We start from the raw sequence: 15,394 nt of genomic DNA on the forward strand, positions 1-15,394 counted from the left end.
TCGCCGTAAAGGCGAAAAGCGCCGGTGGCGCCGCCACCAACACCGGATATTCACACAAGCCCAAACCCAACACAAAAAAACCACCACCCCCTATCTGGTCTAGTCTGAAAAAGACCGATACCGGACCAAGGCCCCATACAAGTGCCCGGACCGGCCAAACCATTGGAGTCCCTGGGAGGTGCCCTCATGAGCCTGCTGCTCGAGCCTTACACCCTGCGTCAGCTGACCCTGCCCAACCGCATCGCCGTTTCCCCCATGTGCCAGTACTCCGCTGTAGATGGTCTGGCCAATGACTGGCACCTGGTGCACCTGGGCAGCCGCGCCGTTGGCGGTGCTGGCCTGGTGATCACCGAAGCGACGGCGGTGACCCCCGACGGCCGTATCAGTGCCGAGGACTTGGGCCTGTGGAATGACGCACAAATCCCACCCCTGCAACGCATCACCCGCTTCATCACTGCCCAAGGCGCTGTGCCGGGCATCCAGCTTGCCCACGCCGGACGCAAGGCCAGCACCCATCGCCCCTGGCTGGGCAAGCATGGCAGCGTGACGGTCGAGGAGGGCGGTTGGCAGCCGGTCGGCCCATCTCGTATCGCCTTCGATCCAGAGCACACCGTGCCCCGCGAACTCTCCGAGGACGAGATCGCCGGTATCGTCCAATCCTTTGCCGATGCCGCCCGTCGGGCATTGGTCGCGGGTTTCAAGGTAGTCGAAGTGCATGCCGCCCACGGTTATCTGCTGCACCAGTTCCTTTCGCCGCTGAGCAATCAGCGCCGGGACCGCTACGGCAGTTGCTTCGAGAACCGTATCCGCCTGACCCTGGAGGTGACCGAGGCGGTACGCAATGTGTGGCCTCAGGAGTTGCCGCTGTTCGTGCGTGTGTCGGCCACCGATTGGGTGGAAGACGGCTGGAACCCGGATGAAACCGTCGAACTGGCCCGGCGCCTGCGCACCCTCGGCGTGGACTTGATCGACGTGTCTTCAGGCGGTACCTCGGTCAACGCCGAGATTCCCACGGGTCCTGGCTACCAGACTCGTTTCGCCGAGCGTGTACGCAAGGAGTCAGAAATCGCCACCGGCACGGTCGGCATGATTACCGAACCGGCCCAGGCCGAACACATCCTGCGAACCGGTCAGGCAGACATCATCTTCCTCGCCCGCGAACTGCTACGCGACCCCTACTGGCCCCTGCACGCCGACGATGACCTGGGCGGCAACAAGGCCACCTGGCCGGCCCAGTATCAGCGCGCGACCAGCCGGGCCAACCCGATCCATGAGTCGGACCTGAGGGACTGAAGCCCACCGCTTCGCGTTTCACCCACAAGCAGGTTTATCCGCGAATGCGACGGCGAGTTCACTGACGCATTCGCGGATAAACGCCACAGTTGCTCTCACACGGTAGTTCGGAAACAAACCGAGGCTGCAAGCAGCCTCGGTCCGTTCGCCTCTGGCTCAGTGCTTGATCATCACATGCCGTACGCAGGTGTAGTCCTCTAGCCCATACATCGACATGTCCTTGCCATAGCCCGAATGCTTCTGGCCGCCATGAGGCATTTCGCTGACCAGCATGAAGTGGGTGTTGACCCAAGTGCAGCCATATTGCAGGCGCGCGGCCAGGCGGTGCGCACGGCCGGTGTCGCGGGTCCAGACCGACGAGGCCAGCCCGTAGTCCGAATCGTTGGCCCATGCCAGGGCCTGGGCTTCGTCGCTGAAACGCGTCACCGAGACCACCGGCCCGAAGACTTCATGGCGCACGATTTCATCGTCCTGCAGGGCATCGGCGAGCACGGTTGGTTCGAAGAAGAACCCTTCTCCCGGAATGACCTTGCCGCCGGTGACCAGACGAATGTGCGGCTGGGCGATGGCGCGCTCTACCATGCCTGCGACTTTGTCGCGGTGCTGGGCGCTGATCAGCGGGCCGAGCTCGGTGTCAGGCGCATCCTGAAGACCAGGTTTGAGGCTTGCCACTGCCTTGCCCAGACGTTCGACGAAGCGATCATAGATGCCGTCCTGTACATAGAGGCGACAGGCGGCGGTGCAGTCCTGGCCGGCATTGTAGAAGCCGAAGGTGCGTATCCCCTCGATGGCCGCGTCGAGGTCGGCGTCGTCGAAGACCAGCACCGGCGCTTTGCCGCCCAGCTCCATGTGCATGCGTTTCACGCTGTCAGCGGTGGAGCTTACAATACGTGCGCCGGTGGGGATGGAACCGGTCAGCGAGACCATGCGCACTTTTGGATGGGTGACCAGCGGCGCGCCGACCGTCTGGCCACGGCCAAAGACGATGTTGAGTACCCCGGCCGGCAGCAGGTTCTGGGCCAGCTCCGCCAGGCGCAGGGCTGTGAGCGGGGTCATCTCCGAAGGTTTGAGCACCACGGTGTTGCCTGCCGCCAGGGCCGGGGCGATCTTCCAGGCCAGCATCATCAGCGGGTAGTTCCATGGGGCGATGGAGGCAACCACACCCAGTGGGTCGCGGCGGATCATCGAGGTGTGTCCTGGCAGGTACTCACCCGCCGCCGAACCGCCCAGGCAGCGCGCGGCACCGGCGAAGTAGCGGAACACATCGGCGATGGCCGGAATCTCGTCACCCAGCGCGGCGGCAAAGGGCTTGCCGCAGTTCTGCGACTCCAGCCTGGCCAATTCCTCGCCATGCTGTTCGATGGTGTCGGCCAGGGCCAGCAACGCCGCTGAGCGCTCCTTCGGAGTGGTTTGCGACCAGGCGTCGAAGGCCAGGTCTGCGGCGCGCACGGCGGCATCGACCTGGGCTTCGGTCGCTTCGTTGATCTGCGCCAAGGCACTGCCAAGGGCAGGGTTGAGCACGGTCCAGGCGGGGCCTTCGCCTGCGACCAGGCGACCGTTGATCAGCATTCGGGTTTGCATCGGGACTCCTCCTAGGTCATTTGCCGCTGCCCGCGACGCTCTCGCCGCCACGGGTCAGGTAATAGGCGCCGAGTATCGGCAGCATGGTCACCAGCATCACCAGCATGGCGACCACGTTAGTGACTGGCACGTCGCGCGGGCGGCTGAGCTGATTGAGCAACCAGATCGGCAGTGTGCGCTCATGGCCGGCGGTAAAGGTAGTGACGATGATCTCGTCGAACGACAGGGCGAATGCCAGCATGCCACCCGCAAGCAGCGCCGAGCCGAGATTGGGCAGGATGATGTAGCGGAAGGTCTGCCAGCCATCGGCGCCCAGGTCCATCGAGGCTTCGATCAGACTCTGGGATGTACGGCGCAGGCGGGCGATGACGTTGTTGTAGACGATCACCACACAGAACGTGGCGTGGCCCACCACAATGGTGAGCAGCCCAGGTTCGATGCCCAGGGTCTTGAAGGCCGAGAGCAGGGCGATGCCGGTGATGATGCCCGGGAGGGCGATGGGCAGGATCAACATCAGCGAGATGCTCTCCTTGCCAAAGAAGCAGCGCCGGTACAGCGCCGCCGCGGCCAGGGTGCCGAGCACCAAGGCGATCACCGTGGCCAGACAGGCTACCTGCAGTGACAGCTTGATCGCCTCCAGTACATCCTGGCGGGCGAAGGTCACGGCGAACCACTTGAGGGTGAATCCGCGCGGAGGAAAGCTGAATGCCGCATCTTCGGTGTTGAACGCATAGAGCAAGATGATCAGGATCGGAAAGTGCAGGAACACCAACCCGCCCCAGGCCGCCAGGCGCAGGCTCAGCGAGGCTTTATCAGAGTGCATCGAAGGCCCCCAACCGTTTGACGATCGACAGGTAGACGGCGATCAGCACGATGGGCACCAGCGTGAACGCCGCGGCCATGGGCATGTTACCGATCGCCCCTTGCTGGGCATACACCATGCTGCCGATGAAGTAGCCCGGCGGGCCGATCAGTTGCGGCACGATGAAGTCGCCCAGGGTCAGGGAGAACGTGAAGATCGACCCGGCGGCGATACCCGGTACCGCAAGTGGCAGCACCACCAGCACAAAGGTCTGGCTCGGCCGGGCGCCCAGGTCGGCCGAGGCCTGTAGCAGCGAGGGCGGCAAGCGCTCCAGCGAGGCCTGGATCGGCAGGATCATGAACGGCAGCCAGATGTAGACGAACACCAGGAACCGTCCAAGGTGCGAGGTGGACAGGGTGCTGCCACCCACGCCGGGCACGGCTAGGATCGCCTGCAACACAGCCTGCAGGTGCATCTGCTGGATGAACCACTGGGCCACGCCACCTTTGGCCAGCAGCAGTGTCCAGGCATAGGTCTTGACGATGTAGCTGGCCCACATCGGCATCATGACGGCGATGTAGAAAAATGCCTTGGTCCGCCCCGAGGTGTAGCGGGCCATGTAATAGGCGATCGGAAACGCCAGCACTGCGCTGGCCACTGTCACGGCGAGCGCCATGGCCAAGGTGCGCAGGATGATGTCGAAGTTCGCCGGGGCCAACAGGGCTGCGAAGTTGGCCAGCGTCAGGTCCGGCGTCACCGCCATGGTGAAGTCGTCGAAGGTGTAGAACCCCTGCCAGAGCAGGTTCAGCAGCGAGCCCAGATAGATCGCGCCAAACCAGGTCAAGGGCGGGATCAACAACAGCAACAGGTACAGGTTCGGACGCCGGTAGAGCAGAGTGCCGAGCCTTCTGACCAGTGACGGGCTTTGCATCGCCAGGGTCATCTGGCCTGGCCCTCGTCCAGGATGGTTTCGCGCAAGCGCCTCATTGCGGCGCGGGGCCAATGGGCCTGCACACGCTGTCCCAGTTGCCAGGGCTGGGGGCGCTCCTGCCAACGGTCATTGGCCTGGCTGACGGTCAGCAGCAAGCCGTTGTCCAGCCGCACTTCGTAGCGCGTGGCACTGCCCTGGTACTGGATGTCGTGCAGCAAGCCGCTGACCTGGATGTCCTCGGCGATTGCCGCGTGCTCTGCCAGGCGGATGTGTTCGGGGCGTATGGAAAAAGGCGAGACGTCTGCGGTGAGCTGCTGGGCCAGCTCGCCGCGGATCACGTTGGAGGTCCCGACGAATTCGGCGACGAAGGTGGTCGCCGGTTTCATGTACAGGTTGCGTGGGCTATCGACCTGTTCGATGCGGCCCCGGTTGAACACCGCGACGCGATCGGACATCGACAAGGCTTCGGTCTGATCGTGGGTGACGAAGATGAAGGTGATGCCCAATTGCCGCTGCAGTTTCTTCAGCTCGCCTTGCATCTGTTCGCGCAGCTTCAGATCCAGGGCACCGAGTGGTTCGTCGAGCAACAGCACCCGTGGCCGATTGACCAGGGCGCGGGCCAGGGCAACGCGCTGGCGCTGGCCGCCGGAAAGCTGCGCCGGCTTGCGCTCGGCATAGCCTGCCAGGGCGACCATCGCCAGGGCCTCGTCGGCACGGCTGTAGCGTTCAGCCTTGGCCACCCCCTTGACCTTCAGGCCATAGGCGATGTTGTCGCGCACGTTCATGTGCGGAAACAGGGCGTAGTCCTGGAATACCGTGTTCACGTCACGCTGGTAAGGCGGCAGTCCGGCAGCCTCTACATCATGCAGACGGATCGAGCCGCTGCTCGGTTGTTCGAAGCCTGCGATCAGGCGCAGGCAGGTGGTCTTGCCCGAGCCCGAGGGTCCGAGCATGGAGAAGAACTCGCCTTCCTGGATGTCGATGCTGACACGGTCGACGGCCCTGACGTCGCCGAACGTACGGGATACCTCGGTGAGCTGGACTGCTAGGGGCATTGCGCTGGCTCCGTGCATTTTATCTACTGCGTGAACCCTTTCGCGGATGAACCTGCTCCCACGGCGATCACGCCGTACCGAGCGGGTTCACCCGCGAAGAAGCCGGAACAACAATTAGTCGATCTATCAGCGTCCGCCCATGATCGCAATATAGTCCTGGGTCCAGCGGCTATAAGGGACGAACTTGCCGCCGCTGGACTGCGGCGTCTTCCAGAACGCGATCTTGTCGAAGTTGTCGATCCCGTTGACCTTGCAGCCCTCGGCGCCCAGCAGCTCGCTGCCGGTGCAGGCGGCGGGCACAGCCGGCACCGAGCCGAACCAGGCCGCGACGTCGCCCTGGACCTTCGGTTGCAATGACCAGTCCATCCACTTGTAGGCGCAGTTGGGGTGCTTGGCTTCGCTGTGCAGCATGGTGGTGTCGGCCCAGCCGGTGGCGCCTTCCTTCGGGATGGTCGAGGCGACCGGCTGTTTGTCGGCCTTCAGGCCATTGACCATGTAACCCCAAGAACTGGAGGCGGCAACGCCTTCGTTCTTCACGTCGCTCATTTGCACGGTCGCATCGTGCCAGTAGCGGTGGATCAGCGGCTGTTGCTGGCGCAACAGGTCGAGTACGGCCTTGTATTGGGTTTCGTTCAGCTCGTAGGGGTCCTGGATGCCCAGCTCGGGCTTGGTGGCTTTCAGGTAGAGTGCGGCGTCGGCGATATAGATCGGGCCATCGTAGGCTTGTACCCGCCCTTTGTTCGGCTTGCCGTCCGGCAGGTTCTGGGGCTCGAAGACCACACTCCAGCTGGCGGGCGGTTGCTTGAACACTGCGGTGCTGTAGAGCAGCACATTCGGGCCCCATTGGTAAGGCGTGCCGTAGACCTGCTTGTCGACCACGTACCAGCCGCCGTTCTGCAGGCGTGGGTCGATGTTCTTCCAGCTGGGGATCAGCGCCGTGTTGATCGGCTGTACCCGCTTGCCAGCGATCAGCCGCAGCGAGGCGTCGCCCGAGGCGGTCACCAGGTCGTAGCCGCCCTTGGTCATCAGGCTGACCATTTCGTCGGAGGTCGCGGCCGTCTTCACACTGACCTTGCAGCCGGTTTCTTTCTCGAATCCGGTGACCCAGTCGTAGGCCTTGTCGCTTTCGCCGCGCTCGATGTAGCCGGGCCAAGCGACGATATCCAGGCGCCCCTCGCCATCGCCGATGCTCTGGGGCAGGCCTGCGGCCTGCAGGTTGGCGCTGGCCAGCAGGGCGCCGATCACGGCGCTGGACAATGCGGTCTTGTGCACTGACATGGTGTTCCCTCTTTTGGAATTTTTGATCGGGGCAGTCATCAAGAAAGCAGCGAAGCGATGGGATAAGCGTAGTGCGCTTGTCGCGGACCTGGGCCCGTTCAGGCTGGCGCATGCGATGTCGAGTCTAGTTCGTTTTTTGCCGGTGGTTACGCAACATCCGGATGCAAATGCATTAAGCGTGAGTTCAGTCCACAGGCCTAATCTGGGGCTTTCCTTTTCAGCAAGAGGTAATGCCAGATGAACACCCGTGGCTTGCTCGATCAACTGCTCAAATCCGGCCAGGAGCTGCTGCAAAACCAGCAAGGCAAGGGCGGCGGCGCCAAGGGGGCGGGCGTGGCTGATCTGCTGGGCGGCCAGTCAGGCAAGGGCGGGCTGGGCAGCTTGCTCTCCGGTGCCGGTGGTGGTGCCCTGGCGGCAGGCGCCATGGGTCTGCTTCTGGGCAGCAAGAAGGCCCGCAAGTATGGCGGCAAAGTGCTCACCTACGGTGGCCTGGCTGCGCTTGGTGTACTGGCGTACAAGGCCTACGGCAACTGGCAGGCGCGCCAGGGCCAGACCGCGGCCCACGAGCCTCGTACCCTCGATCGCCTGCCTGCGGCCCAGGCCGAGCAGCACAGCCAGGCGGTGCTGCGCGCCCTGGTGGCGGCGGCCAAATCGGACGGGCATATCGATGAGCGCGAGCGCGCCTTGATCGAGGGTGAATTCGTCCGCCTGGACAGCGACCGCGAGCTCCAGCATTGGCTGCACGCCGAACTGAACAAACCGCTGGACCCCGCCGAAGTGGCCGCTGCCGCGCAGACGCCCGAGATGGCGGCTGAAATGTACCTGGCCAGCGTGATGATGGTCGATCAGGAGAACTTCATGGAGCGCGCCTACCTGGACGAACTGGCCCGCCAGTTGCGTCTGGATCCTGGCCTGCGCCAGGAGCTCGAGGATCAGGTCCGCCTCGCTGCCGGGTAAGCCGCGGGGCGTCCTTCCACTCAGGCCAGGGACGCCTCCACAGCCTGCAAAATCAGCCGCGAACGGGCGGGGCGCCTAGGCTATACTCTGGCGATTTTTCCCCGCTCGTAATGAATTCCTGAGGGCTGAACGTGAAGAACTGGACCTTGCGCCAACGGATCCTGGCAAGTTTCGCCGTGATCATCGCCATCATGCTGCTGATGATCGTCGCCGCCTACTCGCGGCTGGTGGCGATCGAGGCCAGTGAAGAGGCGGTAGGCTCGGACAGCATTCCCGGTTTCTACTACAGCTCGATGCTTCGCAGCGCCTGGGTCGACAGCTACGTCACCAGCCAGCAGTTGGTGGGGTTGTCCGGTCGCCGGGAAATCACCCCGGCGGACCTGGCCGAGTTCAAGAGCTTCGATGAGCGCCTCAAGCAGCAGATGGCCAGCTACCAGGCGACGATCCATAATCCGGACGATCAAGCCGCGCTCGATGCGTTCAGGGTGCTTGAAGCCGACTACATGAAGCTCGTCGACCAGGTGCTCGATGCCTACCAGCAGAAGCGCTATGCCGAAGCCGAGCGTCTGATCAACGAATCCCTCACCCCGGCCTGGATCAACGGCCGCCAGCACCTGAACCGGGTCATCGAAAGCAATCGCGAATCCGCCGAGGCGGCCACCAACGACATCGTCTCTGCCGTAGCCACGGCCAAGGGCAGCATGATCGTCTCGTTGCTGCTGGCAATCCTGGCTGCCGGTATTTGCGGTCTGCTATTGCTGCGTGCCATCACCGCGCCCGTGCAGCGCATCGTCCATGCCTTGGACAAGCTGCGTTCGGGCGACCTGAGCATGCGCCTGAGCCTGGCCCGCAAGGATGAGTTCGGTAGCATCGAGACCGGCTTCAACGAAATGGCCGTGGCGCTGGCCGACCTGGTCGCCCAGGCCCAGCGTTCGTCGGTGCAGGTGACCACTTCGGTCACTGAAATCGCCGCCACGTCCAAGCAGCAACAAGCGACTGCCACCGAAACCGCCGCCACCACCACCGAGATCGGTGCCACTTCGCGAGAGATCGCCGCTACCTCCCGTGACCTGGTCCGTACCATGACCGAGGTGACCTCCGCCGCCGACCAGGCCTCGGTCCTTGCCGGCTCTGGCCAGCAGGGCCTGGCACGCATGGAAGAGACCATGCACCAGGTGATGGGCGCCGCCGACTTGGTCAACGCCAAGCTGGCGATCCTCAACGAGAAGGCCAGCAACATCAACCAAGTGGTCGTGACCATCGTCAAGGTGGCCGACCAGACCAACCTGCTGTCGCTCAATGCCGCTATCGAGGCGGAGAAGGCCGGTGAGTACGGCCGTGGTTTCGCCGTGGTGGCCACCGAGGTGCGTCGCCTGGCCGACCAGACCGCCGTCGCAACCTACGACATCGAGCAAATGGTGCGGGAAATCCAGTCCGCCGTCTCGGCCGGCGTCATGGGCATGGACAAGTTCTCCGAGGAAGTGCGACGGGGCATGTTCGAGGTCCAGCAGGTGGGCGAGCAGCTCACCCAGATCATCCATCAGGTTCAGGCACTGGCGCCGCGGGTGCTGATGGTCAACGAAGGCATGCAGGCCCAGGCCACCGGTGCCGAGCAGATCAACCAGGCCCTGGCCCAGCTCAGCGATGCGAGCACCCAGACCGTGGAGTCCTTGCGCCAGGCGAGCTTCGCCATCGACGAGTTGAGCCAGGTGGCTGCCGGGCTGCGCGGCGGTGTGTCGCGCTTCAAAGTCTGACGGCGATGAACGACGTGCAACCCCATCAGGAGCAGGCCGACGGTGCCAAGGCAGCGCTGTATCTGCAGTTCTGCATCGGCGAGCAGCGCTTTGCCCTGGACGTGCGCGAGGTGATCGAGGTATTGCCACGGCGCACGCTCAAGCCCATCGCCCAGGCGCCTGCGTGGGTCGCCGGTATCCTGGCCCATCGTGGCGCCCTGGTGCCGGTGATCGATCTCTCGGCGCTGAGCTTCGCCACCCCGGCCCCCTTGCGTACCAGCACCCGGCTTGTGCTGGTGCACTATGGCGGTGACCGGCAGCTGGGGTTGATTCTGGAGCAGGCCACCGACACCTTGCGATGCCGGCCCGATGAGTTCCAGCCCTATGGCCTGGACAACGCCGATGCGCCTTACCTGGGGCCGGTGCGCCAGGATGCCTGGGGGCTGCTGCAGCGGATCGAGGTGGACGACTTGCTGCCGGACGATGTTCGCGATCTGCTGTTCCCCGAGCCGCCAGGGCAGGTGCCGGCATGATCGAACAGCACTTCTTCCGTTTCCTGCAGGAGCGCATCGGCCTGGACGTCGAGTCGGTCGGCGCGCCCATGGTCGAACGTGCCTTGCGCCAGCGCTGCGCTGCCGTGCAGGCCGCTGGTCTGGACGATTACTGGTCGCGCCTGCAGCAATCGGCCAGTGAGCAGCAGGCACTGATCGAGGCGGTGATCGTCCCGGAAACCTGGTTCTTCCGCTATCCCGAATCTTTCACCGCGCTGGTGGGGTTGGCCCACAAGCGCCTGACCGAACTTGCCGGTCTGCGACCGCTGCGAATCCTCAGCCTGCCATGCTCCACGGGCGAGGAGCCCTACTCGATCGCCATGGCGTTGCTCGAGAGTGGTCTGGACCCGGCTGCATTTCGTGTCGACGCCATGGACATCAGCCCCAGCTCCATCGCCCGCGCGAAACAGGCCATCTATGGGCGCAACTCTTTCCGGGGCAGCGAGCTGGCGTTCCGCGGCCGGCATTTCAGCGAAACCGACGAAGGCCACCAATTGGATGAGCGGGTAAGACGTCAGGTCGATCTGCAAGTCGGCAACGTGCTCGATCCTGCGCTCAAGAGTCAGCAAGGGCTGTACGACTTCGTCTTCTGCCGCAATTTGCTGATCTACTTCGACGTCCCGACCCAGCGCCGGGTGTTCGAAGTGCTCAAGCACCTGATCCATGCCCAGGGCGTGCTGTTCATCGGCCCTGCCGAGGGCAGCCTGCTGGCCCGCCTGGGCATGCGTCCATTGGGCATCCCCCAGTCGTTCGCCTACGTACGCCAGGAGGCGCCAGCCCCGGCGCCTGCACCCGTCGGGCAAGTTGCACCAATCAGTCGTTCCCCCTCCATACCTCCCCAGGCCCCACGGCCTGCCAGCCGTCCGGTGCACCTGTCGCGCCCCCTTTCGTCGCCACCGCGCTCGCCGTCGCACGCCCAAGGTGAGAGCGAGCTGCTGGCCACCATCGCCCGTCAGGCCAACGCCGGTGAAAGCGCGCAGGCCCGCGCCAGCTGCCAGCGCTACCTGCAGCAGTTCGCGCCGAAAGCGCAGGTGTTCTACTGGCTCGGTCTGCTCAGCGACACCGAAGGCGACAGCCAGGAGGCCATCAACCAGTATCGCAAGGCACTGTACCTGGAGCCGCAACATGCCGAGGCCTTGATGCACTTGGCGGCATTGCTGGCCTCCCAGGGCGATGAGGCGGGCGCGCGGCGTATGCAGGAGCGGGCGGCACGTGTGGGACGGGAGTCTGAACGATGAGTGAAACCATGCACCTGATCGCACGGGACGATGAGCTCATCGACGATTGCTGGAACCGTATCGGTGTGCACGGCGACAAGCAGTGCCCATTGCTCGAGCGTCACATTCATTGCCGCAACTGCCAGGTCTATGCCAGTGCGGCCACGCGGCTGCTCGATCGCTATGCGCTGTTGCAGGACGAGCAGGTCGAGGCGCCGCCGCCGGACGAAGACAGCGTCGGGCGCTCGATGCTGTTGTTCCGCCTGGGCGAGGAATGGCTGGCGCTGGCCTGTGCCTGTCTGGCCGAGATCGCGCCGCTACAGTCGGTGCATTCGCTGCCGCACCAGCGCTCCGGGGTATTGCAGGGCGTGGCCAATGTGCGTGGCGCGCTGGTGCCCTGCCTGTCGCTGGCGGGCTTGTTGGGCGTCGAGGTGTTGCCGGCCCAGGAGCGCACCGGGCGCGTGATGCCACGCATGCTGATCCTCGCCGCGGAGGGCGGCCCGGTGGTGATGGCGGTGGACGAGATCGACGGTATCCATCGCCTGGATCCGGCACGCCTGGCCGATGGCCAGGACGCTGCGCACTTCACCGCAGCGGTACTGCAATGGCGTGGACGCAGCGTGCGGGTGCTGGATGAACAACATGTACTGTCGGCCGTGAAGCGGAGCCTGTCATGACCCCTGAGCAAATGCGCGACGCCTCGCTGCTCGAGCTGTTCAGCCTGGAGGCCGAGGCCCAGACCCAGGTGCTCAGTGCCGGGCTCATGGCGCTCGAGCGCAACCCGACCCAGGCCGACCAGCTCGAAGCCTGCATGCGCGCGGCCCATTCCCTGAAAGGGGCTGCACGGATCGTTGGCATCGATGCCGGTGTCAGCGTCGCCCACGTCATGGAAGACTGTCTGGTGGCGGCTCAGGAAGGGCGCCTGCGACTGCGCCCCGAGCATATCGATGCCTTGCTGCACGGCACTGACCTGTTGATGCGCATCGCAACACCCAATGACCGTGAGGGCGAAACCGCGGTGCCGGCGTTCCTGGTGCAGATGGCTAATTTGCTCGACCCCACGGCAGCGCCCGTGCCTGAGCCTGCCGCACCTGTCGAACCTGCGCCATTGCAGACCACGCAGGTCGAACCGGTGGTGGCAGAGCCAGAGCCCGAAGCCGAGCCAGAGCCCAGCCTGCCTCGCAAGGTCGGCAAGCGCGGTGGCGAGGGTGGCGAACGGGTGCTCAGGGTCACCGCCGATCGTTTGAACAGCCTGCTCGACCTTTCCAGCAAGTCGCTGGTGGAAACCCAGCGACTCAAGCCCTACCTGGCCAGCCTGCAACGGCTCAAGCGCATGCATGGCCAGGGCATGCGGGCCCTCGATGGCCTGAAACAACAGCTCGAAGGCAGCGGCCAGAGCCACGAAGTGCTCGAGGCCTTGGCCCAGACTCAACGCCTGCTGGGCGAAACCCAGCAGATCCTGCAGCAACAGGCTGCCGATATCGACGAGTTCGGCTGGCAGGCCAGCCAGCGCGCCCAGCATCTCTACGATACCGCGCTAGCCTGCCGCATGCGGCCTTTCGCCGATGTCCTGACCGGTCAGAGCCGCATGGTCCGCGACCTTGGACGATCGCTGGGCAAGCAGGTGCAGTTGCAGATCGAAGGTGAGAAAACCCAAGTCGACCGTGACGTACTGGAAAAGCTCGAAGCGCCCTTGACCCATCTGCTGCGCAACGCCGTCGATCATGGCATCGAGCTGCCCGAGCGGCGCCTGCTGGCAGGCAAGCCCGTCGACGGCACGATTCGCCTGCGCGCCTCGCACCAGGCAGGCCTACTGATCCTCGAACTGACCGACGATGGCGCCGGAATCGACCTTGATCGGTTGCGGCGTAGCATCGTCGAACGGGCATTGTCACCGGCCGAGACCGTAGCGCAAATGAGCGAGGCGGAGCTGCTCACGTTCCTGTTCCTTCCTGGCTTCAGCATGCGTGACAAGGTCACCGAGGTGTCGGGCCGAGGCGTCGGCCTTGATGCGGTTCAGCACATGGTGCGCGAGCTGCGTGGCTCGATCGAGCTGACCCAGGTGTCCGGCCAGGGGTGCTGTTTCCATCTGGAGGTGCCGCTGACGCTGTCGGTGGTGCGCAGCCTGGTGGTAGAGGTGGGGGGCGAAGCCTATGCCTTCCCGCTGGCGCACATCGAGCGCACCCTGGCGGTGGCTGCCGAGGACATCGTGCAGATCGAAGGGCGCCAGCACTTCTGGCACGAAGGACGGCATGTCGGGCTGGTCTCGGCCAGCCAGTTGCTTAACCGTCCGACCGGGCAGGATGACGAGCGCAGCCTGCCCGTGGTGGTGATTCGTGAGCGTGACCAACTGTACGGCGTGGCTGTGGAGCGGTTGATCGGCGAGCGGGTGCTGGTAGTGATGCCGCTGGATGCGCGCCTGGGCAAGGTCCAGGACATTTCCGCCGGAGCCTTGCTCGATGATGGTTCGGTGGTGCTGATCATCGATGTCGAGGATTTGCTGCGCTCGGTCGAGAAACTGCTCAGCACCGGCCGGCTGGAGCGCATCGAGCGCGGTGCCCGGGGCGGTCGCGCCATGGTGCGCAAGCGCATCCTGGTGGTCGACGACTCGCTCACCGTCCGTGAGCTGCAGCGCAAACTGTTGGGCAACCAGGGCTACGACGTGGCCGTGGCGGTGGACGGCATGGATGGCTGGAATGCCCTGCGCGCCGATGATTTCGACCTGCTGATCACCGATATCGACATGCCGCGCATGGACGGCATCGAACTGGTCACCTTGGTGCGTCGAGACCAGCGCCTGCAATCGCTGCCGGTCATGGTGGTGTCCTACAAGGATCGTGAAGAAGACCGGCGACGTGGACTGGACGCCGGTGCCGACTACTATTTGGCTAAAGCCAGTTTCCATGACGATGCGTTGCTGGACGCCGTGGTGGAGTTGATCGGGGGTGCCCAGGGATGAAGATCGCCATCGTCAACGACATGCCCATGGCAGTGGAAGCACTGCGCCGGGCCTTGGCCTTCGAGCCCGAGCACCAGGTGGTCTGGGTGGCCAGCGATGGCGCCGAAGCCGTGGCCCGGTGCGCCGAGTTCACCCCTGACCTGATTCTCATGGACCTGATCATGCCGGTGATGGATGGCGTCGAGGCGACCCGGCGGATCATGGCCGAAACGCCCTGTGCCATCGTCATTGTCACGGTCGACCGCAAGCAGAATGTGCATCGGGTATTCGAAGCCATGGGCCATGGCGCCCTGGACGTGGTCGACACGCCTTCGCTGGGCGCGGGGGATGCACGGGAAGCGGCAGCCCCGCTGTTGCGCAAGATCCTCAATATAGGCTGGCTGATCGGCCAGCAACGCTCCGCGGCGCCCCGCGCTGTGTCCGCTCCACTGGTGGGGGCGTCCCAGCGTCGTGGCCTGGTGGCCATCGGCTCTTCGGCGGGCGGTCCAGCGGCGCTGGAAGTCCTGCTCAAAGGCTTGCCGCGCGAGTTTCCCGCGTCGATCGTGCTGGTGCAGCACGTTGACCAGGTATTCGCCAGTGGCATGGCCGAATGGCTCAGCGGGGTCTCGGGCTTGCCGGTGCGCCTGGCGCGAGAGGGCGAGCCACCCCAGCCAGGGCAAGTGCTGCTGGCTGGCACCAATCATCACATCCGCCTGCTGCAGGGCGGCCAGCTTAGCTATACGGCCGAGCCTGTCGGCGAAATCTACCGCCCCTCGATCAACGTGTTCTTCGAGAGTGTGGCGCGTTTCTGGACGGGCGATGCCGTGGGCGTCTTGCTCACCGGCATGGGCCGCGACGGCGCCCAGGGCCTGAAACAGATGCGCCAGCGTGGCTTCCTCACCATCGCCCAGGACCAGCAGAGTTCGGCGGTCTACGGCATGCCCAAGGCGGCTGCGGCGATCGAGGCCGCCGTGGAGATACGGCCGCTGGAACGCATCGCGGGCCGACTGATGGAAATCTTTTCGAAATGACGATATGTATTGAGTCACGCCGCCTGG

General features: G+C 64.5%; 13 protein-coding genes. 8 read left to right on the forward strand and 5 right to left on the reverse strand.

What is annotated here, in order from left to right:
* Positions 1 to 186: 186 nt before the first annotated feature.
* Positions 187 to 1,293, forward strand: a complete 1,107-nt coding sequence (locus HMPREF3173_RS17975; protein WP_043213733.1) for an NADH:flavin oxidoreductase/NADH oxidase — start codon at positions 187 to 189, stop codon at positions 1,291 to 1,293.
* A gap of 156 nt (positions 1,294 to 1,449) precedes the next feature.
* Here HMPREF3173_RS17975 and HMPREF3173_RS17980 read toward each other — a convergent pair whose 3' ends face one another.
* From HMPREF3173_RS17980 to ydcS, 5 genes are all read right to left on the reverse strand, one after another.
* Positions 1,450 to 2,874 (reverse strand): gamma-aminobutyraldehyde dehydrogenase, encoded by a 1,425-nt coding sequence (locus HMPREF3173_RS17980; protein WP_070575142.1) that lies wholly within the window; start codon positions 2,872 to 2,874, stop codon positions 1,450 to 1,452.
* A gap of 16 nt (positions 2,875 to 2,890) precedes the next feature.
* Positions 2,891 to 3,697 carry an ABC transporter permease gene (locus tag HMPREF3173_RS17985; RefSeq protein ID WP_070575145.1) on the reverse strand — a complete coding sequence of 269 codons (807 nt, stop codon included), beginning with the start codon at positions 3,695 to 3,697 and terminating at the stop codon, positions 2,891 to 2,893.
* The gene (locus HMPREF3173_RS17990) at positions 3,687 to 4,619 is read right to left on the reverse strand and encodes an ABC transporter permease (protein ID WP_070575148.1); all 933 of its coding nucleotides are present in this window, start codon (positions 4,617 to 4,619) and stop codon (positions 3,687 to 3,689) included. Before HMPREF3173_RS17990 ends, HMPREF3173_RS17985 begins: the two co-directional genes overlap by 11 nt.
* Positions 4,616 to 5,662 carry an ABC transporter ATP-binding protein gene (locus tag HMPREF3173_RS17995; protein WP_070575152.1) on the reverse strand — a complete coding sequence of 349 codons (1,047 nt, stop codon included), beginning with the start codon at positions 5,660 to 5,662 and terminating at the stop codon, positions 4,616 to 4,618. Before HMPREF3173_RS17995 ends, HMPREF3173_RS17990 begins: the two co-directional genes overlap by 4 nt.
* A 126-nt stretch (positions 5,663 to 5,788) precedes the next feature.
* Positions 5,789 to 6,940 carry a putative ABC transporter substrate-binding protein YdcS gene (gene ydcS, locus HMPREF3173_RS18000; RefSeq protein WP_070575155.1) on the reverse strand — a complete coding sequence of 384 codons (1,152 nt, stop codon included), beginning with the start codon at positions 6,938 to 6,940 and terminating at the stop codon, positions 5,789 to 5,791.
* 237 nt (positions 6,941 to 7,177) lie between these two features.
* On the opposite strand from ydcS, the gene HMPREF3173_RS18005 reads away from it, so the two are divergent.
* From HMPREF3173_RS18005 to HMPREF3173_RS18035, 7 genes are all read left to right on the forward strand, one after another.
* On the forward strand, positions 7,178 to 7,897 hold the full coding sequence (locus HMPREF3173_RS18005) for a tellurite resistance TerB family protein (RefSeq protein WP_070575158.1): 720 nt from the start codon (positions 7,178 to 7,180) through the stop codon (positions 7,895 to 7,897).
* A gap of 131 nt (positions 7,898 to 8,028) precedes the next feature.
* Positions 8,029 to 9,651 carry a methyl-accepting chemotaxis protein gene (locus HMPREF3173_RS18010; protein ID WP_070575160.1) on the forward strand — a complete coding sequence of 541 codons (1,623 nt, stop codon included), beginning with the start codon at positions 8,029 to 8,031 and terminating at the stop codon, positions 9,649 to 9,651.
* A gap of 5 nt (positions 9,652 to 9,656) precedes the next feature.
* Positions 9,657 to 10,163: a chemotaxis protein CheW gene (locus HMPREF3173_RS18015; protein WP_070575164.1), complete on the forward strand. Its 507-nt coding sequence runs from the start codon at positions 9,657 to 9,659 to the stop codon at positions 10,161 to 10,163.
* Positions 10,160 to 11,419: a CheR family methyltransferase gene (locus HMPREF3173_RS18020; RefSeq protein WP_070575167.1), complete on the forward strand. Its 1,260-nt coding sequence runs from the start codon at positions 10,160 to 10,162 to the stop codon at positions 11,417 to 11,419. Before HMPREF3173_RS18015 ends, HMPREF3173_RS18020 begins: the two co-directional genes overlap by 4 nt.
* Complete coding sequence (locus HMPREF3173_RS18025; RefSeq protein ID WP_043213753.1) at positions 11,416 to 12,075, forward strand: chemotaxis protein CheW; 660 nt, start codon at positions 11,416 to 11,418, stop codon at positions 12,073 to 12,075. The genes HMPREF3173_RS18020 and HMPREF3173_RS18025 overlap by 4 nt, the downstream gene beginning before the upstream one ends.
* Positions 12,072 to 14,357 carry a hybrid sensor histidine kinase/response regulator gene (locus HMPREF3173_RS18030; protein WP_070575170.1) on the forward strand — a complete coding sequence of 762 codons (2,286 nt, stop codon included), beginning with the start codon at positions 12,072 to 12,074 and terminating at the stop codon, positions 14,355 to 14,357. The genes HMPREF3173_RS18025 and HMPREF3173_RS18030 overlap by 4 nt, the downstream gene beginning before the upstream one ends.
* The gene (locus HMPREF3173_RS18035; protein ID WP_043213756.1) at positions 14,354 to 15,367 is read left to right on the forward strand and encodes a chemotaxis response regulator protein-glutamate methylesterase; all 1,014 of its coding nucleotides are present in this window, start codon (positions 14,354 to 14,356) and stop codon (positions 15,365 to 15,367) included. Before HMPREF3173_RS18030 ends, HMPREF3173_RS18035 begins: the two co-directional genes overlap by 4 nt.
* Positions 15,368 to 15,394: the final 27 nt, after the last annotated feature.

This window comes from Pseudomonas sp. HMSC08G10, from assembly GCF_001808425.1.
Taxonomy (GTDB): domain Bacteria; phylum Pseudomonadota; class Gammaproteobacteria; order Pseudomonadales; family Pseudomonadaceae; genus Aquipseudomonas; species Aquipseudomonas guariconensis.

Bases quoted from the DNA above. Each gene is read 5' to 3' on its own strand.
- HMPREF3173_RS18020 (WP_070575167.1), top strand. From the start codon at position 10,160: ATGATCGAACAGCACTTCTTCCGTTTCCTGCAGGAGCGCATCGGCCTG.
- HMPREF3173_RS18015 (WP_070575164.1), top strand. From the start codon at position 9,657: ATGAACGACGTGCAACCCCATCAGGAGCAGGCCGACGGTGCCAAGGCA.
- ydcS (WP_070575155.1), bottom strand. From the start codon at position 6,940: ATGTCAGTGCACAAGACCGCATTGTCCAGCGCCGTGATCGGCGCCCTG.
- HMPREF3173_RS17995 (WP_070575152.1), bottom strand. From the start codon at position 5,662: ATGCCCCTAGCAGTCCAGCTCACCGAGGTATCCCGTACGTTCGGCGAC.
- HMPREF3173_RS17980 (WP_070575142.1), bottom strand. From the start codon at position 2,874: ATGCAAACCCGAATGCTGATCAACGGTCGCCTGGTCGCAGGCGAAGGC.
- HMPREF3173_RS18025 (WP_043213753.1), top strand. From the start codon at position 11,416: ATGAGTGAAACCATGCACCTGATCGCACGGGACGATGAGCTCATCGAC.
- HMPREF3173_RS17985 (WP_070575145.1), bottom strand. From the start codon at position 3,697: ATGCACTCTGATAAAGCCTCGCTGAGCCTGCGCCTGGCGGCCTGGGGC.
- HMPREF3173_RS18005 (WP_070575158.1), top strand. From the start codon at position 7,178: ATGAACACCCGTGGCTTGCTCGATCAACTGCTCAAATCCGGCCAGGAG.
- HMPREF3173_RS17990 (WP_070575148.1), bottom strand. From the start codon at position 4,619: ATGACCCTGGCGATGCAAAGCCCGTCACTGGTCAGAAGGCTCGGCACT.
- HMPREF3173_RS18035 (WP_043213756.1), top strand. From the start codon at position 14,354: ATGAAGATCGCCATCGTCAACGACATGCCCATGGCAGTGGAAGCACTG.
- HMPREF3173_RS17975 (WP_043213733.1), top strand. From the start codon at position 187: ATGAGCCTGCTGCTCGAGCCTTACACCCTGCGTCAGCTGACCCTGCCC.
- HMPREF3173_RS18030 (WP_070575170.1), top strand. From the start codon at position 12,072: ATGACCCCTGAGCAAATGCGCGACGCCTCGCTGCTCGAGCTGTTCAGC.